The organism is Rhizobium sp. WSM409 (assembly GCF_057653825.1).
On record NZ_CM172794.1, the window covers coordinates 2,928,619 to 2,951,823 of the forward strand.

22 protein-coding genes are annotated in these 23,205 nt (G+C 61.3%); 7 read left to right on the forward strand and 15 right to left on the reverse strand.

Translation table 11 applies throughout. The features are described 5' to 3' along the window. The first annotated feature begins 57 nt into the window (after positions 1–57). From AC25BC_RS14655 to AC25BC_RS14670, 4 genes are all read left to right on the forward strand, one after another. Positions 58–951 carry an ABC transporter permease gene (locus AC25BC_RS14655; RefSeq protein ID WP_003561109.1) on the forward strand — a complete coding sequence of 298 codons (894 nt, stop codon included), beginning with the start codon at positions 58–60 and terminating at the stop codon, positions 949–951. Beyond that, on the forward strand, positions 948–1,736 hold the full coding sequence (locus tag AC25BC_RS14660; RefSeq protein ID WP_012758327.1) for an ABC transporter permease: 789 nt from the start codon (positions 948–950) through the stop codon (positions 1,734–1,736). Before AC25BC_RS14655 ends, AC25BC_RS14660 begins: the two co-directional genes overlap by 4 nt. Positions 1,737–1,748: 12 nt before the next feature. After that, positions 1,749–2,810 carry an ABC transporter ATP-binding protein gene (locus tag AC25BC_RS14665; RefSeq protein WP_012758328.1) on the forward strand — a complete coding sequence of 354 codons (1,062 nt, stop codon included), beginning with the start codon at positions 1,749–1,751 and terminating at the stop codon, positions 2,808–2,810. 195 nt (positions 2,811–3,005) lie between these two features. Then, a complete protein-coding gene (locus tag AC25BC_RS14670; RefSeq protein ID WP_012758329.1) occupies positions 3,006–3,311 on the forward strand; it encodes an NIPSNAP family protein in 306 nt (101 codons plus the stop codon). A gap of 73 nt (positions 3,312–3,384) precedes the next feature. Here AC25BC_RS14670 and AC25BC_RS14675 read toward each other — a convergent pair whose 3' ends face one another. The 5 genes from AC25BC_RS14675 to AC25BC_RS14695 form a co-directional block, all read right to left on the reverse strand. Then, a complete protein-coding gene (locus AC25BC_RS14675; protein WP_012758330.1) occupies positions 3,385–4,386 on the reverse strand; it encodes an ABC transporter ATP-binding protein in 1,002 nt (333 codons plus the stop codon). Between the two features lie 10 nt (positions 4,387–4,396). Next, positions 4,397–5,410 (reverse strand): Gfo/Idh/MocA family protein, encoded by a 1,014-nt coding sequence (locus tag AC25BC_RS14680; RefSeq protein WP_050786645.1) that lies wholly within the window; start codon positions 5,408–5,410, stop codon positions 4,397–4,399. A gap of 41 nt (positions 5,411–5,451) precedes the next feature. Further along, positions 5,452–6,291 (reverse strand): carbohydrate ABC transporter permease, encoded by an 840-nt coding sequence (locus tag AC25BC_RS14685; RefSeq protein ID WP_012758332.1) that lies wholly within the window; start codon positions 6,289–6,291, stop codon positions 5,452–5,454. Between the two features lie 9 nt (positions 6,292–6,300). Next, positions 6,301–7,248: a carbohydrate ABC transporter permease gene (locus AC25BC_RS14690; RefSeq protein WP_012758333.1), complete on the reverse strand. Its 948-nt coding sequence runs from the start codon at positions 7,246–7,248 to the stop codon at positions 6,301–6,303. A 216-nt stretch (positions 7,249–7,464) separates the two neighbouring features. Beyond that, the gene (locus tag AC25BC_RS14695) at positions 7,465–8,724 is read right to left on the reverse strand and encodes an ABC transporter substrate-binding protein (RefSeq protein ID WP_128438203.1); all 1,260 of its coding nucleotides are present in this window, start codon (positions 8,722–8,724) and stop codon (positions 7,465–7,467) included. 522 nt (positions 8,725–9,246) lie between these two features. Between AC25BC_RS14695 and AC25BC_RS14700 the strand changes: the two genes are divergently transcribed. Next, positions 9,247–10,131, forward strand: a complete 885-nt coding sequence (locus tag AC25BC_RS14700) for a glucosamine kinase nucleotide-binding domain-containing protein (protein ID WP_012758335.1) — start codon at positions 9,247–9,249, stop codon at positions 10,129–10,131. Beyond that, positions 10,128–10,892: a GntR family transcriptional regulator gene (locus tag AC25BC_RS14705; protein WP_128438204.1), complete on the forward strand. Its 765-nt coding sequence runs from the start codon at positions 10,128–10,130 to the stop codon at positions 10,890–10,892. The genes AC25BC_RS14700 and AC25BC_RS14705 overlap by 4 nt, the downstream gene beginning before the upstream one ends. A gap of 3 nt (positions 10,893–10,895) precedes the next feature. Here the strand turns inward: AC25BC_RS14705 and AC25BC_RS14710 are convergent, their stop codons facing one another. The 3 genes from AC25BC_RS14710 to metH all read right to left on the reverse strand — a co-directional run bounded on the left by AC25BC_RS14710 (position 10,896) and on the right by metH (position 15,496). Further along, a complete protein-coding gene (locus AC25BC_RS14710; protein WP_128438205.1) occupies positions 10,896–11,297 on the reverse strand; it encodes a type II toxin-antitoxin system VapC family toxin in 402 nt (133 codons plus the stop codon). Then, on the reverse strand, positions 11,294–11,527 hold the full coding sequence (locus AC25BC_RS14715) for a type II toxin-antitoxin system Phd/YefM family antitoxin (protein WP_128438206.1): 234 nt from the start codon (positions 11,525–11,527) through the stop codon (positions 11,294–11,296). The genes AC25BC_RS14710 and AC25BC_RS14715 overlap by 4 nt, the downstream gene beginning before the upstream one ends. A 195-nt stretch (positions 11,528–11,722) precedes the next feature. Then, positions 11,723–15,496 carry a methionine synthase gene (metH, locus tag AC25BC_RS14720; protein WP_017994753.1) on the reverse strand — a complete coding sequence of 1,258 codons (3,774 nt, stop codon included), beginning with the start codon at positions 15,494–15,496 and terminating at the stop codon, positions 11,723–11,725. Positions 15,497–15,768: 272 nt separating this feature from the next. On the opposite strand from metH, the gene AC25BC_RS14725 reads away from it, so the two are divergent. Continuing rightward, positions 15,769–17,028 carry an AGE family epimerase/isomerase gene (locus tag AC25BC_RS14725; RefSeq protein ID WP_128438207.1) on the forward strand — a complete coding sequence of 420 codons (1,260 nt, stop codon included), beginning with the start codon at positions 15,769–15,771 and terminating at the stop codon, positions 17,026–17,028. A 9-nt stretch (positions 17,029–17,037) separates the two neighbouring features. Here AC25BC_RS14725 and AC25BC_RS14730 read toward each other — a convergent pair whose 3' ends face one another. The 7 genes from AC25BC_RS14730 to AC25BC_RS14760 all read right to left on the reverse strand — a co-directional run bounded on the left by AC25BC_RS14730 (position 17,038) and on the right by AC25BC_RS14760 (position 23,188). Next, positions 17,038–17,661 carry a DUF2799 domain-containing protein gene (locus tag AC25BC_RS14730; RefSeq protein ID WP_128407070.1) on the reverse strand — a complete coding sequence of 208 codons (624 nt, stop codon included), beginning with the start codon at positions 17,659–17,661 and terminating at the stop codon, positions 17,038–17,040. A 133-nt stretch (positions 17,662–17,794) separates the two neighbouring features. Next, a complete protein-coding gene (locus tag AC25BC_RS14735; protein WP_018446594.1) occupies positions 17,795–18,292 on the reverse strand; it encodes a heme-degrading domain-containing protein in 498 nt (165 codons plus the stop codon). Between the two features lie 190 nt (positions 18,293–18,482). Continuing rightward, a complete protein-coding gene (locus AC25BC_RS14740; protein WP_012758342.1) occupies positions 18,483–19,094 on the reverse strand; it encodes a flavin reductase family protein in 612 nt (203 codons plus the stop codon). A gap of 3 nt (positions 19,095–19,097) precedes the next feature. After that, on the reverse strand, positions 19,098–19,841 hold the full coding sequence (locus AC25BC_RS14745; protein WP_012758343.1) for an aspartate/glutamate racemase family protein: 744 nt from the start codon (positions 19,839–19,841) through the stop codon (positions 19,098–19,100). Position 19,842: 1 nt separating this feature from the next. Further along, the gene (locus tag AC25BC_RS14750) at positions 19,843–20,664 is read right to left on the reverse strand and encodes an ABC transporter permease (protein WP_012758344.1); all 822 of its coding nucleotides are present in this window, start codon (positions 20,662–20,664) and stop codon (positions 19,843–19,845) included. Position 20,665: 1 nt separating this feature from the next. Beyond that, complete coding sequence (locus tag AC25BC_RS14755; RefSeq protein WP_012758345.1) at positions 20,666–21,580, reverse strand: ABC transporter permease; 915 nt, start codon at positions 21,578–21,580, stop codon at positions 20,666–20,668. Between the two features lie 309 nt (positions 21,581–21,889). Continuing rightward, positions 21,890–23,188, reverse strand: coding sequence for an ABC transporter substrate-binding protein (locus AC25BC_RS14760; protein WP_012758346.1), 1,299 nt, complete (start codon positions 23,186–23,188; stop codon positions 21,890–21,892). Positions 23,189–23,205 lie beyond the last annotated feature (17 nt).

Here is a 23,205-nt window from a genome sequence, read left to right on the forward strand (position 1 = left end):
TCCCCGCCGCAAGGCGGGGAGGTTTTCTCACTCCGACGCCCCAGGATGAGCTTTTCCATGAGCACCGTTTCAACGCCTATGGTGCGCAGTGCCCCCTTGATCAACAGAGATCGCGTGATCGACTGGCTGGGCATTGCACCATTCATCATATTCTCCCTGCTGTTCCTGATCATCCCCACGCTTTATCTCGTGGCGGGCGCATTCCTGACGCCCGAGGGCGATTTGACGCTGAAGAATATCGGTGATCTCTTTACCCCATCCATCATGAGCGCCTACTCGATCAGTATCCGTGTGTCGGTGGCGTCGGCTCTGGGCGGTGCGCTGATCGGCTTCTTCCTCGCCTGGGCCGTCGTGCTCGGCGGCCTGCCCGCCTCCGTGCGCTCGACGCTGCTGACCTTCTCCGGCGTCGCCTCGAATTTTGCCGGCGTGCCGCTCGCCTTCGCCTTTCTCGCAACGCTCGGCCGCACCGGGCTTGTGACGATTTTCCTGCGTGAATGGTTCGGTTTCAATCTCTACGGCACCGGCTTTAATCTCCTGTCCTTCTTCGGCCTCACCATCACCTACATGTATTTCCAGATCCCGCTGATGGTGCTGATTCTGACGCCGGCCCTCGACGGTATGAAGAAGGAATGGCGCGAAGCCTCGCAGATTCTTGGCGCCACCAACCGCCAGTACTGGACGATGGTCGCGCTGCCGATCCTTTGGCCGAGCCTGCTCGGCACGACGCTGCTGCTCTTCGCCAACGCTTTCGGCGCCATTGCCACCGCTTTCGCGCTGACCGGCAGCTCGCTGAACATCGTGCCGATCCTGCTCTATGCGCAGATCCGCGGCGACGTTCTGCACAATGCCAACCTCGGTTACGCCATCGCGCTCGGCATGATCGTCATCACCGGCGTCTCCAACGTCCTTTACCTCATGCTGCGCATGCGCGCAGAACGGTGGCAGAAATGAAAGCTCAGCGTCTCGGAGCCTGGATCGCCGTCATTCTAGGTGCATCCTATTTCGTCATCCCGTTGATCGGCACAATCGAGTTTTCATTGCGCATGCGCCGCGGCGAATACAGCCTCGATGCTTATGAGTCGGTATTCTCCGACATTCAGTTCCGGGAGACCTTCGGCTATTCGATGCTGATGGCGTTGCTCACCATCGTCTTCGGCATGCTGCTCGTCGTGCCGACGGCCTATTGGGTGCGGCTGCGGCTGCCGCAGATGCGTCCGGTCGTCGAATTCATCACGTTGCTGCCGCTTGTCATTCCGGCGATCGTCATCGTCTTCGGATACCTCAGGATGTATAATTCTTCGTCCTACCTGCCGCTGACGGGTTCGACGACCGGCACCAACATCCTGCTGGTCTTCTCCTATATCACCCTGTCCCTGCCTTATATGTACCGCGCCGTCGATACCGCCATGCGCGCCATCGACGTCCGCACGCTGACGGAAGCGGCCGAAAGCCTCGGCGCCCGATGGACGACCATCATGTTCAAATGCATTTTTCCCAACGTCATGAGCGGCGTGCTCTCTGGCGCTTTCATCACGCTCGCGATCGTCATGGGCGAATTCACCTTTGCCGCACTTCTGAACCGTCCGGCCTTCGGTCCCTACCTGCAGCTCGTTGGCGCCAACAAGGCCTATGAGCCTTCGGCGCTTGCCGTCATCGCCTTCTCGATCACCTGGCTCAGCATGGGCCTGCTCAACATCGTTTCCCGCGTCGGCAAAGCCCGCCCGGCAAAGGCTTAAGGTATCTGGCTCATGTCTTTTCTCACGCTGAACAACATTCAAAAATCCTTCGGCCCGGTTCAGGTCGTCAAGAACTTCAACATGAACATCGAGAAGGGTGAGTTCGTCTCCTTCCTCGGTCCGTCGGGCTGCGGCAAGACGACCGTTCTGCGTATGATCGCCGGCTTCGAAACGCCAACCGGCGGCACGCTGACCATCAACGGCAAGGACCAAAGCGCGCTGAAGCCGAACCAGCGCAATATCGGCATGGTGTTCCAGGCCTACGCGCTCTTCCCCAACATGACGGTACACGACAATGTCGCCTTCGGTCTCAAGGTCGCCGGTGCCCAAAAGCCTGAGATCGACGCGCGCGTCAAGGAAATGCTCGGCCTGATCAAGCTCGATCACCTGGCCGACCGCTTCCCCTATCAACTGTCGGGCGGCCAGCAGCAGCGAGTAGCCCTTGCCCGTGCGCTCGCCGTCAAGCCGCAAGTGTTGCTGCTCGACGAGCCGCTCTCCGCACTCGACGCCAAGATCCGCGTGTCGCTGCGCGAGGAAATCCGCCAGATCCAGCAGCAGCTCGGCATCACCACGGTCTTCGTCACCCATGATCAGGAAGAAGCCCTTTCGATCTCCGACCGCATCGTCGTCATGAATGCAGGCAAGGCCGACCAGATCGGTTCGCCTTTCGAGATCTACAACACGCCGGCGACGCGCTTCGTCGCCTCCTTCGTCGGCACGCTGAACCTCATCGAGGCCAAGGTCGTCGATCCCGATACCAACCGCATCCAGATCGGTGATCAAGGCATAACGCTGAAACAGTCGGTCGCCGCCCACAAGGCCGGCGAAACCATTTCGCTGGCGCTGCGCCCGGAAGCCGGCTCGCTCTCCGACAGCGTCAAGAGCGACACGGCGCTGACCGGCCAGGTCGTTTCGGCCCACTTCCTGGGGTCGGTCATCCGCACCCGCATGAATGTCGGCGGCAACGTCATCTCCTTCGACATGTTCAACAGCCCGGGCACCACCCCGCCGCAGGCCGGCGAAACGGTAACCCTGCGCTTCATGGCAGCCGACCTGCTCATCATCCGCGACTGATTTCGCCAATACTGCTGAGACAAAAGGCGCCGCGAAACGGCGCCTTTTTCATTTCAGCTCGTCCGAGCCGTCAGCAATCGTGATGCAGCCATCACCACAAAGCACTTGAACTCTCCGAGGTCAGCGCCAGAAGTTGAGCAAACCAAATCTGCTGAGCAGCCCTCCGCCCGGCATTTTACTCGATGGGATATGTCAATGATTACCTGCCACCTGCGTTATGTGATTGATCCGTATAAGCTTGCCGAATTCGAAGAATATGCCCGGCTCTGGATTCCGATCGTCAACAGGATGGGCGGCACCCATCACGGTTATTTCCTGCCGTCCGAAGGCGCCAATAATATTGCCGTTGCATTGTTTTCCTTCCCGAGTCTTGCCGCTTACGAGGACTACCGCACCCGCATGGCAAGCGATCCGGAATGTCAGGCCGCTTTCGAGCTCGACAAACGCAACCGCAGTATCGTCAGCTATGAACGTAGCTTCATGCGGCCCGTGCTCGGCTGATCGAACCGCGCACGACGGGAAATGAAAAGGCCCCGCCAGGCTGGCTGGCGGGGCTTTTCATTCTGTCATGCGCTTATCGGATCGCCTGGTCGTCGACGTCGAAGCGGTGCACATGCGCCTGGTCAGGCGTCGCATAGACGATCTCGTCCGGCTCATATTGGTGTTCGCCGAAAAGACGCGCGGTCAACAGGCCGCACTGTTCGGATTCCAGATAGATGATCGTGTCGGCGCCGAGATGCTCGACATGCACGACCTTAGCAGCCCAAGTCCCCTGTTCGCGCGACAACGTCAGGTGTTCGGGACGCACGCCGATCGTCTTGGCGCTGTGATCGCCGACCTTCTCGGCCGCGATGAAATTCATCTGCGGGGAGCCGATGAAGCCGGCAACGAAGACATTGGCCGGTCGTTTGTAGAGTTCCATCGGCGAACCGATCTGCTCGATCGCGCCGGCATTCAAGACGACGATCTTGTCGGCAAGCGTCATCGCCTCGACCTGGTCGTGGGTGACATAGATCATCGTCGCCTTCAGGCTGCGGTGCAGCCGGGCGATTTCGAGGCGGGTCTGGACGCGCAGCGCCGCATCGAGGTTCGACAGCGGTTCATCGAACAGGAAGAGTTCCGGCTCGCGCACGATAGCACGGCCGATGGCGACGCGCTGGCGCTGGCCGCCGGAGAGCTCGGCCGGCCGCCGCGCCAGATAGGGTTCCAGCGACAGCATGCCGGATGCCTTGCCGACGCGCCTTTCAATCTCATCCTTGGCGGTGCCGGCCTGCTTGAGACCAAGCCCCATATTGTCTTTGACCGTCAGATGCGGATAGAGCGCGTAGGACTGAAACACCATCGCGATGCCGCGCTTGGCCGGCGGCGTCAACGTCTCATCGCGGCCATTGATGACGACGGCGCCCGACGTGACGTCTTCGAGGCCTGCAATGCTGCGTAGCAGCGTCGATTTCCCGCAGCCCGACGGCCCGACGAAGATGACGAATTCGCCGTCCTTGACCTCGAGGTCGATGCCTTTCAGCACCTCATGCGTGCCATAGGTCTTGCGGATGGATTTGAGTTGAAGCGATCCCACGGGTCTTTCCTTATAATGTGACCGGCTGGCCGGTACGCACGCTCTCGTCGGCGGCAAGGCAGATGCGCAGCGATGCCACCGCATCCGCCATATGGCGGTCGAGGTCCAGATCCTCGCGGATCGCCCTCAGCATGAAGGCCTGTTCCAGGTCGCAGAGTTCCTGATGACCGGGCTCGCCCGCCATCGTCATATCCTGGTCGGGTCGGATGAACTTGCCGTCAGGCCCGGTCTCTGCCGTATGCAGCCGGATCACCGAGGTCTTGGTGTGCGTATCGATATCGTCGGACTTGGCGTTCGGATCCATGACGATCGACACCGCGCCCTTCGGCGACATCACATCCTTCACGAAGAAAGCGGTTTCCGAAATCATCGGTCCCCAGCCAGCCTCGTACCAGCCGACGGAACCATCCTCGAACAGCACCTGCAGGTGACCGTAATTATACATGTCGGCAGCGATCTCTTCCGACATACGCAGCCCCATGCCGCGCACCTCGACAGCCCTGGCGTCAGTGATCTGGCACATGACGTCGACATAATGCACGCCGCAATCGACGATTGGCGAGGTCGTGCGCATCAGCGACTTGTGCGTCGCCCAGGTCGGGCCGCTGGATTGCTGGTTGAGGTTCATGCGGAAGACGTAAGGCGGGCCGAGCTTTCGCGCCTCTTCGATCAGCTTCATCCAGGAGGGGTGATGGCGAAGGATATAACCGATCACCAGCTTGCGCCCGGCCTTCCTGGCCGCCGCGACGACGCGCTCGGCGTCTGCAACCGTTGTCGCCAGCGGCTTTTCCACGAAGACATCGCAGCCGGCCTCGAAGGCGGCGACCGCATAATCGGCATGACTGTCGGAATAGGTGTTGATCGAGCAGAGGTCCGGTTTCAGCTCGGCCAGCGCCGTCGTGAAGTCGGGATAGATCGTATAGCCCTGCAGCTCGGGCTCCAATTGTGGCCTCGAGCGATTGACGAGACCGACGATCTCAAAGCCTGGATTGTTGTGATAGGCGAGCGCATGGCTGCGGCCCATATTGCCGAGGCCGGCAACGAGCACGCGGATCGGTTTTTTGGTCACTTGACGGCTCCTGACGTGATGCCGCGGATCAGCTGCCGCGAGAAGATGACGTAGAGGACGAGGATAGGCAGGATCGCCAGCGACAGCGCCGCCAGCACCGCGTTCCAGTTGGTGACGAACTGGCCGATGAAGATCTGCGAGCCGAGCGTCACCGTCTTGGTGGCCTCGGAGGGTGCGAGGATCAGCGGGAACCAGAGATCGTTCCAGATCGGGATCATCGTGAAGACGGCGACCGTCGCCATGGCCGGGCGCACCAGCGGCAGCACCAGGCGGAAGAAGATCGCATATTCGGAAAGTCCGTCGATGCGGCCGGCATTCTTCAGATCGTCCGACACCGTGCGCATGAATTCCGACAGGATGAAGATCGCCAGCGGTATGCCCTGCGCGGTATAGACGAGGATCAGCGCCGTCAGCGTGTTGACGAGACCGGCCGCCACCATGCCCTGGAGGATCGCCACCGTGCCGAGGCGGATCGGGATCATGATGCCGATCGCCATGTAGAGCCCAAGCAGCATATTGCCGCGGAAACGGTATTCGGAAAGCGCAAAGGCCGCCATGGCGCCAAAGAGCAGCACCAGCAGGATCGAGACGATCGTGACGATGAAGCTGTTCTGGAAATAGGTGGCAAAATCGCCCTGCCCGAGCACTGTCTGATAGCCGACGAGGCTGAAGGTTGACGGCGTCGGGATCATCAGCGGCTCGCGGAAGATCGAGGCGCGATCCTTGAACGAGTTGATGACGGTGAGAAAGACCGGAAACAGCGCGACCAGAGTATAGGCGCTCAGCGCCAGATGCACGAGGCCGGTGCGGATGGGAGATGTGCGTGCCTTGGACATGCCCGCTCCTCAGAACTGGTAGCGACGCATGCGCCGCTGGATGACGAATAGATAAAGCGAGACGCCGGCGAGGATGATGAGGAACATCACCGTGGCAATCGTCGCGCCCATCGAGCGGTCGCCGAGCTGAAGCTGGAAACCGAAGAAGGTGCGGTAGAGCAGCGTGCCGAGAATGTCGGTCGACATGTCAGGTCCGGCAAGCGCCCCCTGCACGGTATAGATCAGGTCGAAGGCATTGAAATTGCCGACGAAGGTCAGGATCGAGATGATGCCGATCGCCGGCAGGATGAGCGGCAGCTTGATTTTCCAGAATTGGGCCCAGCCGGTGATGCCGTCGCATTCGGCCGCCTCAATCACCTCTTCGGGAATGCTGAGCAGTGCGGCATAGATCAGCATCATCGGAATGCCGATATATTGCCAGTTCGAGATCAGCGATACCGCAATCAGCGCCGAACCGGACTTGCCGAGCCAGGGTGCGAACAGGAATTTCAAACCGATGAGATCGAGCATCCAGGGCGCCACGCCCCAGATCGGCGAAAGGATGAGCTTCCAGATGAAGCCGACGATGACGAAGGACAAGAGCGTCGGCAGGAACATCGCCGTCCGGTAAAAGGCGACGCCGCGCAGCTTCGGCACCGAAAGCAGGGCGGCAAGCGCCACGCCGATCGGGTTCTGCACGCACATGTGGACGGCAAAGAAGATCAGGTTATTGACAAGGGCATTCCAGAAATCGCGCGCCCAGCGCGCATCGCCGAACAGCACCTTGAAATTCGCCAATCCGACGAAGGCCGGCTGCCCGTCGACCGTATTGTAGAGCGACAGCCGAAGAGTTTCTATGAGCGGCAGCACCATGACCGCCGAATAGACGATCAGGGCCGGCAGCATGAAGACGAAGATGTGCCAGCGCACCGCGCGCCTGATCGGGACGATATCGGCCGTGTTGTCGGTTTCGCTCATGGCTTTTGCCTGTTCTGTCGACTGGCCGCAAGGGCAGCACAGGTGGAAAACGTTGCGCCTCACCCTAACTCTCTGCCACTTGGGAAGAGAGGGAACACGCCCTGTTGAGATGCTATATCGGGCTGGGCGGTCGCTGCGAGTCTCCTTCTCCCCGCGAGCGGGGAGAAGGTGGCCGGCAGGCCGGATGAGGGGCTGCAAACGCCGCCCCTGATCACATCACTTGGCCGGCTTGTACCAGCTGTCGAGGCCCTTCTGGAGCTTTTCGGCAGCAACCGCAGGCGTATCCGTGCCGTTGATCACATTGGCCGATTCGACCCAGGTCTCGTTTTCGAGGTTCGGCGTGCCGCGCGACAGGATCTGGTAAGTCGAGCGCACCGTCGACTTGTACGGGCCGCGCCAGGAAACGAACTCCTGAGCGAGCGGATCGGACATCTTGACCGGGTTGGAGTTCAGGCTGAAGAAGCCGGGCAGCGCGTTGGCGTAGATATCGGCGAACTCAGGCGAAGCGACCCAGCTGAGGAACTTCTTGGCTTCCTCGGCATGCGTGCTCTTGGTGTTCAGAGCGACACCGATATCCGGATGGTCGGAGATGTAGCCCGTGTCGCCGGCCTTCGGAACCGGCGGCGGGAAGGCGCCCATCTTGAACTGGGCCTGGCTGTTGAACAGCGAGATTTCCCACGAGCCGGCCGGATAGATCGCGGCACGACCGAGCGTGAACAGGTTCTGGCTGTCCGAATAGGTCTGGGCTTCGAAGCCGTCGCCGAGATAGGGCTTCCACTTGGCAAGCTCTTCATAGGGCTTGACCCAGTCGGCATCCGTCAGCTTCTGCTTGCCGGCGATCAGGGCGGCGCGGCCATCCTCACCCTTCCAGTAGTTCGGGCCGATATTCTGGTAGCCCATGGTAGCGGCTTCCCAGAGGTCCTTCGTGCCCATGGCGAGCGGAATGTAGGTGCCGTCGGCCTTGATCTTGTCGAGCGCTGCGTAGAACTCGTCCTGGGTCTTCGGCACCGAGATGCCGAGCTTGTCGAAGGCATCCTTGTTGTAGATGAAGCCGTGGATGACAGAAGCCATCGGCACGCAGAAGGTCGACTTGCCGTCGTCGGTGCTCCAGGCGGCCTTGGCGACCGGCGAGAAGTTCTCCATGCCAGGCAGGCTGGTGATGTCAGTGAGCTGCTTCTTGTTGAAGAGTTCGAGCGAGGCATCGAACGGACGGCAGGTGATGATATCGCCTGCGGAGCCGGCATCGAGCTTGGCGTTCAGCGAGGCGTTGTATTCGGTCGGCGCGGTCGGCGAGAAGACGATCTTGATGCCCGGGTTCTTGGCTTCGAAAGCCGGGATGATCTTTTCCTGCCAGATCTGCAGGTCGTCGTTACGCCAGCTTTCGACCGTCAGCGTGACGTCGGCGGCGTGGACGAGACCCGCTGAACTCAGCAGACTGGAGGCAAGCAGCAGGCTTTTCAGAGCAGTGTTTTTCATTTCCCTCTCCTGTTTTAAGCGCCGCGAGGCGCTGTTTTCGATCTGAAACAAGCAATTGGCGTGTTTGAGGTAACACCCAACGCCCCTTGGAGGACCGCCAGCAATGCCGGTCCCGAAAGCTCGACGGACACGAAGGCGGACGCCTGCGGCCGAACTGCGCGCCTTCCCGGCGACTGCACCGGGGTGGCGAAATGGCGGGGAAAGCCGATGGATGGCCGAATTCGCCCCCAGCTTGATGGGCCGGGGGTCGTTCTCTCGATCATCCTCGAAGCGGTTCCGGCTTGACTTAACTGCCGGTTTTCGTGGGCTTCGAAGTGCTGTTCCCTTTTGCCGAATTAATGCCAAAAAAATACCAATTGTCCAGCCGAAATTAACTTTTCGGCCTGATAAAACTCATTAAAAAATTTAATCTAGCAAAATCAATATGATAAAAAGATTGATTTTCCACGTCATTCCCACTTGGTAAATGGTATTTTTTTGGTATTGTATTAAAACATAGGGAACGGCATATTCGGAGGCCCGATGACGGAGCTTGCAATCGGCATAGACGGCGGCGGAACGAGCTGCCGGGCCGCAGTCGCGGACAGGAACGGCAATGTCATCGGCCGTGGCAAAGCCGGCCCTGCCAACATCCTGTCGGATCTGGAAAACTCCCTTCTCAATATCGTCGAATCCGCCCGGCAGGCGCTAGGCGATGCCGGGCTTGCCGCTGAAACCATTTCCTCCGTCGCAGCCGTCGTCGGCGTCGCCGGCGCCAATGTCGGCGATTATGGTAGACGAATCGAAAAGGCCCTGCCTTTCACCGAAGGCCGCGTCGTCACCGATGCGCTGATCGCCCTGCAGGGGGCGCTCGGCGATGCCGACGGCATCGTCGGCGCCTTCGGCACTGGCTCGGTCTATAATGCCCGCAGGGATGGCCGACTGAACGGCATCGGTGGCTGGGGTTTCGTCGTCGGCGACCAGGCAAGCGGTGCCCGCCTCGGCCGCGACCTCCTGGAACAATCGCTGCTCGCCCATGACGGGGTGCGCCCGGTATCGCCGATCACCGAAGCGGTCATGACCCAATATGGCAACGATCCAGAGCGCATCGTCGAATTCGCCCATTCGGCAAGACCAAAGGATTTTGCCCGTTACGCACCGATCGTCTTCGAACATGCGGCCAAGGACGATGCCGTTGCAGTTGGCATCGTCACGGATGCGGCAACGGCTATCGGCGAAAGTCTCGAAGCACTGCTCTGGCCCGAATGCCCGTCGATCTGCCTGCTCGGCGGCCTTTCCGAAGCCTACGAGCCCTGGCTATCCGAACGCTACAGGTCCCTGCTTGCCAAGCCAAAAGGCGATGCCCTGCAGGGCGCGGTTGAACTTGCAGTCAAGCTCTTGAACGACAGGCAGAGGGGTGCGGCATGACCGACGACCTCGCCACCCTCCTTTCCCTGGAGCGCCTGCAGGCAGCCGGCACAGGGCCGCTCTACGTCAAGCTGCGCCGCACGCTCGAAGGAGCCGTGCGCACCGGCACGCTTGGTCAAGGCGATGCGCTGCCGCCGGAACGCGACATCGCCGAATTGGCCGCCGTCAGCCGCGTCACCGTGCGGAAGGCGATCGACGAACTCGTCGCCGATGGCCTGTTGGTGCGCCGTCACGGTTCCGGCACCTTCGTCGCCAAGCCGGTCTCCAAGGTCGAGCAGCGCCTGTCGCAGCTCACCTCCTTCACCGAGGACATGGCGCGCCGCGGCATGTCCTCCCGCTCCGAATGGCTGCATAAGGGCATCCACACGCCCTCGCCCGACGAGATGATGATCCTTGGCCTCGGTGCCGACGTCAAGGTTTCGCGCCTCTCGCGCCTGCGCATCGCCGACGACCAGCCGCTGGCGATCGAGAATGCCAGCGTCTCCGGCGAGTTCCTGCCCGATCCCTCGGCCGTCACCAATTCGCTCTATGCCGAGCTCGAACGCCTCCAGGTCCGACCCGTGCGCGCCGTGCAGCGCATCTCGGCAACCAATATGAAGGAAGCCGACGCCCAGCTTCTCGGCGTCTCCGCGGGTGCGGCTGGCCTGTCGATCGAGCGCATCTCCTATCTCGGCTCCGGCCGCGCCGTCGAATTCACCCGCTCGCTCTATCGCGGCGATGCCTATGACTTTGTCGCGGAACTGACGATCGCGGTGACGTAAGCCCTACCAGAAGCGGGCGATCCAAAGCTGATTTCCGACAAGATTATCAAAGATCGCATCGGCGGAGATAAGTGGTATTCCATTCTGCATGGCGGTCGCGGCAAGAAACCGGTCGAACGGATCGCGATGTGTCCAGTCCATCATGGCTGCGGTCAGACAGATTTCCGGTGTCAATGCCGCGGCAATGCCACCCTGTTCATGCAGCAGTTCCGGCAGCCGGCCGATGAAAGGCTCCATCTCCGGCCATTTGCCGAGACGAACCTTCTGCCCGATTTCAAATAGGGATAGTGGGCTGACGAAAATCGTCTCCGCCTTTTCGATCAGAGCGATCGCCTTGGCCGAGAGCCGCTCGTCGCCGGTCAGCGACCATGCCCAGGCATGGGTGTCGAGCAGGAGCGAGTTCACTCGCCCCCTTCCCAAGCCGCAAGCTCGCCCTGATCCATGGGCTCAAAAAAGTCGGGCCCATCTCCAACAACTTGCCCCTTGAGCAGGCCGATCTTGAAGGAAGACTGCACAATCGGAATGATCTTCACAACAGGCTTGCGTCCCTTGGCGATCACCACTTCCTCACCGGAAAGGGCGGCGTCGATCAATTTCGACAGGTTGGTCTTTGCGGCATGGATGGTAACCTGCATCGTCGCCCTCATTAGCTAACTTGGCTAAGTATACACCTCAACGTCAATTCCGCTATCAAAATCAAACGGCCTTAATGCGGGCAATTATTGAGCCGCATCAAAATTATAAGGTCGGAAGGTGAATCCCTTCCGACTTTTCATTTATTGAATCAATCTCTGAGTACGCCGCCCTAAGCGACCGTGAAGACTCGGCAATCAGGCCGCGTCTTCGATCTGCTCGTCCGTCTTGCGCGGCACGTAGTTCAGCACCGGCCCGAGCCAGCGCTCGACTTCAGACACCGCCATCTGCTTGCGGGCCGCATAGTCTTCCACCTGATCGCGCTCCACCTTGGCGACGCCGAAATAATAGGAGTCGGGATGGCCGATATAGAGGCCCGAGACCGAGGAACCCGGCCACATCGCATAACTCTCCGTCAGCTTTACGCCGGCCGCTTTTTCAGCATCGAGCAGCTTGAAGAGTGTCGCCTTTTCGGTGTGGTCAGGCTGGGCGGGATAACCGGGCGCCGGGCGGATGCCGGCATAGGCTTCGGTAATGAGATCCTCCTTGCTGAGCGTCTCGTCCTTGGCGTAGCCCCAGTATTCGCGCCGCACCTGCTCATGCATGCGCTCGGCAAAAGCTTCGGCGAAGCGGTCGGCCAGCGCCTTGACGAGGATCGAGGAATAATCGTCGTTCGCCCGTTCGAATCGCTCGGAGATGGCAATTTCCTCGATACCCGCCGTCACCACGAAGCCGCCGACATAATCCTGAACACCGCTTGTGACAGGCGCCACGAAGTCGGAGAGCGCCACGTTCGCCCGCCCGTCCCGCTTCGAAAGCTGCTGGCGCAGCGTATAGAAGGTCTCAAGCTCGTGCTTCCGGCTCTCGTCCGTGAACAGTCGGATGTCGTCACCGACGGCGCCGGCCGGCCAGAAGCCGATGACGGCGCGTGGGCGGAACCACTTTTCATCGATGATCTTCTTCAGCATGGCCTGCGCATCGGCCCAGAGCGCACGCGCCGCCTCGCCCTGCTTCTCGTCTTCCAGAATGGCGGGGTACCGGCCGCGCAGCTCCCAGGTCTGGAAGAACGGCGTCCAGTCGATATATTTGGCAAGCTCGGCCAGATCATAATCCTCGAACACCCGTGTGCCGAAAAATTGCGGCTTCACCGGCCGGTAGGCAGACCAATCGACCTTATGCGCATTCTCGCGAGCCCGGGGCAACGGCAAGCGCACCTTCTCGGCCTCGCTGCGCGCATGGGCGGCCGCCACCTTGGCATATTCGGCGCGAATGTCGTCGACATAGGCCTGGCGGTTCTCCGGTGACAGCAGGGCCGAGACGACGCCGACGGCGCGGCTCGCATCGGTCACGTAGATCGTCTGCCCCTTGTTGTAGCCGGGATGGATCTTCACGGCCGTATGCACGCGGCTGGTCGTTGCCCCGCCGATCAGCAGCGGGATCTCGAAGCCCTGCCGCTCCATTTCGGCCGCGACATGCACCATCTCGTCGAGCGACGGCGTGATCAGGCCGGAAAGGCCAATGACATCGACCTTTTCGGCAATCGCCGTTTCGAGGATCTTCGTCGCCGGCACCATGACGCCGAGGTCGACGATCTCGTAATTGTTGCAGGCAAGCACGACGCCGACGATGTTCTTGCCGATATCGTGCACATCGCCCTTGACCGTCGCCATCAGGATCTTGCCGGCCGACCGGCGTTCCTCGCCGCCATTGAGGCGCTTTTCCTCTTCCATGTAGGGCAGCAGCACGGCCACCGCCTGCTTCATCACGCGCGCCGACTTGACCACCTGCGGCAGGAACATCTTGCCCGAGCCGAACAGGTCACCGACGACGTTCATGCCGGCCATCAGCGGCCCTTCGATGACGTGCAGCGGCCTGACAGCCTGCTGGCGCGCCTCCTCGGTATCGGCCTCGATATATTCGGTGATGCCGTTGACCAGCGCATGTTCGAGACGCTTCTCGACGCTCCATTCGCGCCAGGAAAGATCCTGGACGCGGCCTTCGCGTGCCGCGCCGCCACGGAATTTCTCCGCCACTTCGAGCAGCCGCTCGGTACCATCAGGCCGGCGGTTCAGCACCACGTCCTCGCAGGCCTCGCGCAGCTCGGGATCGATATTATCGTAGACGGCAAGCTGGCCGGCATTGACGATGCCCATGTCCATGCCCGCCTGGATGGCGTGGTAGAGGAACACGGCGTGCATCGCCTCGCGCACCGGCTCGTTGCCGCGGAACGAGAAGGACAGGTTGGAGACGCCGCCCGAAATATGCACCAGCGGCATGCGCTCGCGGATCGTCCGCGTCGCCTCGATGAAGTCGACGCCGTAATTATTGTGCTCTTCGATGCCGGTCGCGACCGCGAAAATATTCGGATCGAAGATGATGTCCTCGGGCGGATAGCCGATCTTTTCGGTCAGCAGCTTGTAGGCGCGTGTGCAGATATCCACCTTGCGCTCGTAGCTGTCCGCCTGCCCCGTCTCGTCGAAGGCCATGACGACGACGGCGGCACCATAATTGTGCAGCAGCCGCGCCTGGGCGAGGAAATTCTCCTCGCCTTCCTTCAGCGAGATCGAGTTGACGATCGGCTTGCCCTGGACCCGCTTCAGGCCGGATTCGATGATCGAGAATTTCGACGAGTCGATCATCACAGGCACGCGGGCAATGTCAGGCTCGGCGGCGATCAGGTTGAGGAACTCGACCATCGCCTTTTCGGAATCGATCAGCCCCTCGTCCATGTTGATGTCGATCACCTGGGCGCCGTTCTCGACCTGGTCGCGGGCGACATCGAGCGCTGCGGTGAAATCGGCATTGGTGATCAGCTTGCGGAAGCGGGCCGAGCCGGTGACGTTGGTGCGCTCGCCGACATTGACGAAAGGGATGTCCTTCGTCAGCTCGAAGGGTTCGAGACCCGACAGCGACATGAACGGGCGATGCTCGGGAATCGGCCGTGGCTTGTATTTCGCAACGGTCTCGGCGATTGCCTTGATATGCTCGGGCGTCGAGCCGCAGCAGCCGCCGACGATGTTGACGAGGCCCTCGCGGGCGAAGCCGTCGATCTGCGCCGCCATCAGCTCCGGGGTTTCGTCATACTGGCCGAATTCGTTCGGCAGGCCGGCATTCGGATAGGCGCAGATGAAGGTGTCGGCAACGCCCGAAAGCTCCTGCAGATGCGGGCGCATCGCATTGGCGCCGAGCGCGCAGTTGAGCCCGATCGTGAAGGGATTGGCATGGCGCACCGAGTTCCAGAAGGCAGATGGCGTCTGGCCGGACAGCGTGCGGCCGGAAAGGTCGGTGATCGTGCCCGAGATCATCACGGGCAGGCGCACGCCCTTGGCCTCGAAGCGCTCCTCGCAGGCGAAGATCGCAGCCTTGGCGTTCAGCGTGTCGAAGATCGTCTCGATGAGGATGATGTCGGCGCCACCGTCGATCAGCCCGTCGATCTGCTCGCCGTAGGCGGAACGCAGATCGTCGAAGGTCACGGCGCGAAAACCCGGGTTGTTGACGTCAGGCGAGATCGAGGCCGTACGGTTGGTCGGCCCAATGGCGCCGGCGACGAAACGGCGGCGGCCGTCCTCGCGCTCGGCGCGCTGTGCTGCCCGCCGCACGATTTCGGCGCCTTCCTTGTTGAGGTCGTAGACTGCACCTTCCATCTCGTAATCGGCCTGCGCGATGCGGGTCGAGGAGAAGGTGTTGGTCTCGAGAATATCGGCGCCGGCCTTGGCGTATCTGTAATGGATCTCTTCGATCGCGTCCGGCTGGGTCAGGATCAGGAGGTCGTTATTGCCCTTCTGGTGACAGGCGCAGCCGATGAAGCGCGTCCCGCGAAACTGGTCTTCGTCATAGCCCAGCCCCTGGATCTGCGTACCCATGGCGCCGTCGAGAACAAGGATGCGCTCGCTCGCGGCTTGTTTCAAAGCTGCGAAAACTTCACTGCCGTCACGTTTGCCCGTTTCCGGACCAAAGAGATTGTCAAACACGGGAGGGCTCCTTGACGTCGTAAGACCAGACAGTCCAAATCACATAAAGATATCTTTATGTCAATATATGCCGATCGATTTCGTGCTTTGCAAGTCTACAGCGCCGCGCGTCTATTAATACACGCAAAGGACGCTGCAGCAGTTTGAATCTTCGCATCGTGCTTTTTGAAAATCGACCCCGATTTTCCAGCCGATGCGATAGCCAGATGACAGGCTTGCCCGACCTCTATATAGGCGTTTGCGACGCTTGTGCACGAAATCGGAGGAGCATCATGGCACCCGCAACCGGCAACGCCGTGCTTGGAAACTGGACGACCCGCGCCTATCATCGCGGCTGGCTGCTGACCCAGGCGAACGGTCTCTTCGATTTCTTCCAGCACAATTCGGTCAATCCCAAGGGCGGTTTCTACGATCTCGACGACGCCGGCAGGCCTCTCGACGCCGAGGGCCAGGTTCGCGGCATCCATATCGCGGCGCGCGCCGTGCATTGCTTCTCGATCGGCGCGCTGCTCGGCCGCCCCGGCGCTGCAGATGTCGTCGACCACGGCATGGGCTATATCTGGAACCATCATCGCGACCGGAAAAACGGCGGCTATTTCTGGTCGCTCAACAATGACGGTCCCGTCGATTCCAACAAGCAGGGCTATGGCCATGCTTTCGTGCTGCTCGCCGCCTCAGCCGCAAAGACGATCGGCCATCCGCTTGCCGATGGCATGCTTGATGATATCACCAAGATCCTCAACACGAAGTTCTGGGAAGCGAAGCACGGCGCGATCGCCGAGGAGTTCACCGCCGACTGGCAGCCGCTCGATGGCGGCACCTATCGCGGCCAAAACTCCAACATGCACCTGACCGAAGCGCTGATGGCGGCCTTCGAAGCCACCGGCGATCGGGAATATCTGATCAAGGCCGAAAGCATCGCCGATCTCGTCATCCGCCGTGCGGCCGGTTCGGTCGACTGGCGCGTCGCAGAGCATTTCGACGCCGAATGGAATCTCGACAAGACTTACTACCATCCGAACGAAATGTTCCGCCCGGCCGGCACGACGCCCGGCCACTGGCTGGAATGGGCTCGCCTCATCCTGCAGCTCTGGACGCTCGGCGGCAAGCGGATCGAATGGATGCCGGATGCGGCCAAGGCGCTGTTCGCCCAATCCATGGCGCTCGGCTGGGACAACGACAAGGGTGGCTTCTTCTATACGCTCGATTGGGACGACAAGCCCGCCAAGCGCAACAAGCTCTGGTGGCCAGCCTGCGAAGCTGCGGCCGCTGCACATTTCCTCAACGAGCACCTGCCGAGCGATTTCCATGAAGAGAGCTACCGCAAGATCTGGAACGTGATCGAGCGCGCCTTCATCGACCACAAGAATGGTGGCTGGCACGAGGAGCTGACGGAAGATCTCGTTCCCTCGCACTCGCTGTTCCCCGGCAAGGGCGATATCTATCACGCCCTGCAGGCCTGCCTCATCCCGCTTTTCCCGGCAACGGGCAGCCTGACAAAGGGCATCCCTGAGGCCGGCGGCAGGATCTGAGGCCGAAGATCAGTAGCCCGGCGGCGGCAGTGCGGCGTTGGGGTTTCGCTGGAACCACTCGACATCCTCGTTGACGCGGTCGAGTTCGTCCTGCACATCGCGCTGATCGCGGCGGATGTCGTGCATGTCGTCTTCGAGATCCTCGATCCGCCGGCGCAGTTCCGAGCGGTCGCCGTCCTTAGCATCCCGCAGCTTGTCGGAAAGATCGTCGATTTCAGTTTCCTTGAAGCTGTAATCGTTCTGCATCGAGCTGAGGCGCGCCTGCAGCTCGTGCTGCTTGCTGCCGAGGCCGAAGCCGCGCAGGAAACCGGGCGCGGCCTCCGGCGGGCAGACATTGGCGTAGCTGCTGCCCGCCTGGCCGCGCGCAAGCCCGCTGAGCGGCGTGCAATAGCGCACCAGGCCAGTCTGATACCCCTGAAACCAGATCGTCTGATCGGGCACGATCTTGACCCGCTCGCAGGACTTCGCATGTGCGGCGAAGCGCTGTTGCGGCTCGTAGCCTACCGCCCCGTCGCTTTCGCCGATCACCCGCCAGTCGGCGGCGACGCATTCCTCTTTGGACAGCGTGTTGCAGGAGACAAGGAAAAGGCCGAAGCCGATGGTGGCGGCAAGCGCAAGGAACAAGCGGATCATGGCGTCCCGGGGGGGTAAATGAGGAGCGATGCCGCAGCTTAGCCGCAGGGCAAGTCCGCGTCACCGGAGCAGCGACGCGAATTTGCAGTTTTCATGGCTTTTTTCTGTCAAAATTACGGCGAAAGAGGCCGCATCAAAGCGGCGGGGCGAGCCGCAGCGTATCCAGATCCTTCGCGAGCATCAGCGCCAGCGCCTCGACCGCGAGATTGTGGTCATCGCGCTGCGGCAGTCCTGAGACGGTGACGGCGCCGATGCAGCCGGTGCCCTTGACGTTGATCGGGAAACTGCCGCCATGTGGCGCATAGTCTGCGCCGGAAAGCCCGTTATCCTCGACCGTCTTGCCATCCTTCTGCAGCTTCAGGCCGGAGGCATAGCTGCTGCGGAAATAACGCAGCACCATATTGCGCTTGCGGCGGACCCAGTTGACGTTGTCGGGCGTCACACCCGGGAGTGCCGCATAGAAGACCGGCATCGAATGCAGGGTCACGTCGATCGCGATGCCGAGGCCACGCTCGGTGGCGAGTTCCTGCAGGAGCTTGCCGAGCTGCCATGCCGTCGTCAGATCAAAAGCGTCGAAGCTTAGGACTTTCTCCTGCTCCGCGATCCGGCTGAGATCGTCCTCGATTGTCATGATGAGCGTTCCTCTTGCGCGATGATCCGTGCAGACCATTCTCGCGGGGAGCAAAAAAGTAAAGCAAAAACTTGGACCTATCCCTGGAGCAACTCCAGCAAAACTGCGCCGCGGTTTTGCGTCCGCAATTGCGCGAAGACAAAGAGATAGAGCATTTTCATGACTCCGAAGAAAACGGAAATGCTCTATGTCAGAGCTTCGGCGTCAGCATCTCGAAGCGGTCGCGGGTAGTGGCGCAGGTATCGCCGCCAAGCCTCGCAATGGCATCCACCGCGGCCGGATCGACATGCAGCCGTTCAGGATCGACCACGCCGTCGCGATAATGCGCGTAGACGATCTCGCCCATGACGATCTGCCGCGACCGGCCGAGCTCCAGCGTCACGTGCCGCTTGCATTCGAAGGCGGCCGGCGCCTCGGCGATAAAGGGCGAGGCCACCTTCTCGCCCGGCATCGCCGTCAAGCCCGCTTCCTTCAACTCGTCGACGCCGCGCGGATATTTGGCGCCGCAGACATGCATCGCCTCGGCGATCGCGAAGGAGACGATATTGACCGTGAACACCTCGGTCATGCGGATATTGTGGCCGGTATCCTTGAACGACATGTCGACATTGTTCTCGACCCCGATCGCAAGGATCGGCGGATCGGCCGAGAGGCAGTTGAAGAAGCTGAAGGGTGCGGCGTTGATCCGGCCGTTTTCGTCGACCGTCGTCACCAGAGCGATCGGGCGCGGAATGATCGTGCCGATCATCAGCTTGTAGCGTTGGCGCTCGGTGAGCTGTTGGAAATCGAAGGAAACGGACATCGTTCAGCCGACCTTCAGGACCGGCGAGAAACCGCTCATCGCCCCGGTGAAGGGTTTCGGCAGCGGCGACGCGTAGGAGCCGCGCTTGCTGGTGGAAAGCCCGAGCGACACCAGCGCTTCGGCCTGCTTGACGGCGGCGGCGACACCGTCGACGACAGGCACGCCGTAGATCTGCTGCAGTTCGCGCGCCAGATCGGTCATGCCGGCGCAACCGAGCACGATCGCCTCGGCGCCGTCTTCCAAAAGCGCCCGCTCGATCTCGGCCCTGAGCTTGCCGATCGCGCCCGAGGCCGGATCTTCCAGTTCCAGCACAGGGATGTCTGAGGCGCGCACCTTGGCGCGGTCGCCCATGCCGTAGCGGCGCACCAGATTGTCGATCAGCACCCGCGAGCGCTCCAGCGTCGTCACCACGGTGAAGCGCTGCGCCAGGAAACCAGCCGTCACCACGGCGGACTCGCAAAGCCCGAGGATCGGCACATCGGCAAAGGTCCGCGCCGCTTCGAGCCCGGTATCGTCGAAGCAGGCGATAACAGCCGCGTCATAGCCTACACCCTGCCGTTCCCTGAGTTCGGCGAGCAGGCCGGGAATCGCTAAGGCCCCGTCGTAGTGCCCTTCGATGGAAACCGGCCCCATGCGCGAGGTGGCCGCGATGATCTCCGTGCCGGATGCCGCCACCGCGCGCGCGGCGGTGGCGGCTTTCTCGGTCATGGAGGCCGTGGTGTTCGGATTGACGATGAGGATGCGCATGTCAGTTTATCTTTGCCTGCCGCCGGCTGAGCATCGTCATGATGCCGAGTGCGATGAGAATGATGGTGAAGGAAAACAGCGTCGTCACGGTGCCGAGCGCATAGAGCACCGGCGTCGTGACGTTGGTGGTCATGCCGTAGATTTCAAGCGGCAGCGTGTTGTAGGTGCCTGATGTCATCAGCGTGCGGGCGAATTCGTCATAGGAGAGCGTGAAGCCGAACAGGCCGACGCCGATGAGGCTCGGCGCGATCATCGGCAGCACGACATGGCGGAACGTCTGCCAGGAGCTGGCGCCGAGGTCACGCGCCGCCTCTTCATAGGCCGGCGAAAAGCGGTTGAAGACGGCAAACATGATCAGCACGCCGAACGGCAGCGTCCAGGTGAGATGCGCGCCGAAGGCCGACGAATACCAGGCGGGCTTCAGCCCTCCCTCCTGGAAAACGACGCCGATGCCGAGCGAGATGATGATCGACGGCACGACAAGGCTTGCGACCGTGGCATAGAACAGCGCGGTCGAACCGCGGAAACGGCGGCGGAAGGCAAGGCCGGCGAGCAGTGAGACGACGACGGTCACCGCCATCACCATCAGCCCGAGGGTGAAGGAGCGGCGGAACGAGGCGCCGAAATCGCCGACCGCCTGCTTCTCGAACAGATTGAAGAACCAGTGCGTGGAAATACCGTTCATCGGGAAGGTCAGGCCGCCGTCCGGCCCCTGGAAGGAGAGGATCAGGATCGCCGAAAGCGGGCCGTAGAGAAACAGCACGAAGATGATGAAGAAGAGCGCCAGCAGATAGAATTCCAGGCCGCGTTTTTCGTGGCTCATCTCAAAGCTCCTTGCGGATGTCGACGACGCGCAGGATGGCCGCGACCATCAACAGCACGACGGCGAGCAGCACCACTGCATTGGCGGCAGCGGCCGGATATTGCAGCAGCGACATCTGGTTCTTCATCATCAGCGCCACCGAAGCGCTCTGGCCGCCGGACATCACCTGCACCGTCGAAAAGTCAGCCATGACGAGCGTGACGACGAAGATCGTGCCGATCGCCATGCCGGGTTTGGCGAGCGGGAAGACGACGTTCCACAACACCTGCCAGCCGGAGGCGCCGGCATCGCGCGCCGCCTCGAACAGCGATCGGTCGATGCGCATGAGCGTGTTGAAGATCGGCGTCACCATAAACAGCGTATAGAGGTGCACCATGGCGAGCACGACGGCGAAATCGGAATAGAGCAGCCATTCGATCGGCTGCGGGATGATGCCCATCTTGATCAGCGTCGAATTGACGAGGCCGTTGCGCCCGAGCACCGGGATCCACGAGATCATGCGGATGATGTTCGAGGTCATGAACGGCACGGTGCAGACGAGGAAGAGGATCATCTGCGTCGAGGTCTTGCGGACGTGGAAGGCCAGGAAATAGGCGACCCAGAAACCGATGACGAGCGTCAGCGCCCAGACGATCGCAGTGAATTTCAGCGTGTTGAGATAGATCTTCCACGTCACCCACGAACCGAGCGTGTCGGTGTAGTTCATCGTCAGGAAATCGGGATAGAGACCGGCAAAGTCGTAGTCCCAGAAGCTGACGACCGCGATCATGGCGATTGGCAGCAGGAAGAACAAGCCGAGAATGACGAACAGCGGCGTCGCCTGGAGATAGGAGATCGCCGATGGGGAAAGCCTCAGTCCGCGCCCGCCGCGCGCGCCCTGGCCATCCTCCTCCGTTTCCGCTGCGATGGTCGCCATGATCCGGTTCTCCGTTCTGATTACGTCAAGTGGAACGAAGGTGCGTGCCGCCCCCTCATCCGCCTGCCGGCACCTTTGCCTGGGTCGAGCCACTGGTCTCGACCCGTCCTTTCGGACCCCCACTGGGGAGAAGAGATTCGCGGCAGCGCCTAGACTACCGCGAACTTGATTTTGTCTCACGACGTGGCCACGGACTCCCTCTTCTCCCCAGCGGGGAGAAGGTGGCCCGAAGGGTCGGATGAGGGGGCGGAGCGAAGCGACGTCTTGAGCATCGCGAAAGACAGCAGCTCTCCGCCCTCTCGACGTGGATCAGGCAGCGATGAACTCGTTCCAGCGACGGACCATGTAGCGGTCCTCGTCCATGACGGAGTTCCAGCAGGCGACAGCACCCATGCGGGCTTCGAAGGAACCGCCGTCGCGAACAGCACCGGCCTTCTCCATGACCTTGCCCTCGGGAGACAGAATGTCGCCGGCAGCCGGCTTGCCTTCGATCCAGTAGCCCCATTCGTCGGCCGACATGAATCCCTTGGCGGTGTCCATGCAGGCGGAATAGTACCCTTGGCGGTTGAGATAGCCGCCGACCCAGCCGGACGTGTACCAGTTGATGTATTCATAGGCGGCGTCGAGCTGCGCGCCCTTGAGGTGCGAGGCGAGACCGAGACCGCCGCCCCAGGCGCGGTAGCCTTCCTTGAGCGGCTGGAAGGTGCAGGCGATACCCTTCGAACGGACGGCGGCGACAGCCGGCGACCACATCGACTGGATGACCACTTCGCCTGACGCCATCAGGTTCACCGACTCGTCGAAGCTCTTCCAGAAGGCGCGGAACTGGCCGTCGCCCTTGGCCTTGATGAGGAATTCGATCGTCTTGTCGATTTCTTCCTTCGTCATGTTGCCCTTGTCGGCATATTTGATCTTGCCGGAAGCTTCCATGATCATCGCCGCATCCATGATGCCGATCGACGGGATGTTGAGGATCGCGGTTTTGCCCTTGAAGGCGGGATCGAGAATATCGGCCCAGCTGGTGATCGGACGGCCGGTGAGATCAGGACGGATGCCGAGCGTGTCGGCATTGTAGATGGTCGGAACCATCGTCATCCACTGCGTCGGCTCCTTGGCAAACTTCTTGGAATCCTGCGCTTCGACGAAGCCGACCGTGTGCGGCGCCGTGCCCTGGGCGATGACGCTGTCTGCCTTCAGTTTGCCGTTGATGAACAGCGGCACGATCTTGTCGTAATATTTCAGCTTCTTGACGTCCATCGGCTGCATCACGCCGGTCGGGAACACCTTCTTGGCGATCCAGTATTCGACGTCGGCAATGTCGTAGCTGTCAGGCTGGGTGACAGCGCGCTGGGCGGCGGCGTCGGAATCGGTTGCCGTCATCTCCAGCGTGATGCCGAGATCGGCCTTGCACTTCTCGGCGATGGCATTGATGTTCGAAACGCCGGTGCCGAACTGGCGAAGCGTGATGTTCGTCTGCGCCCAGATGGTGGGAAAGCCGGTGATGGCGCCGGAGCCGGCGATGGCGCCGACGGCAGCAGCACCCGTCTTCAGCAGCGTGCGGCGGGAAAGCCCCTTTTCCGCCTTGGTCGATGTCGTTTCAGTCGTCATGTCAGTTCCCCTTTTCT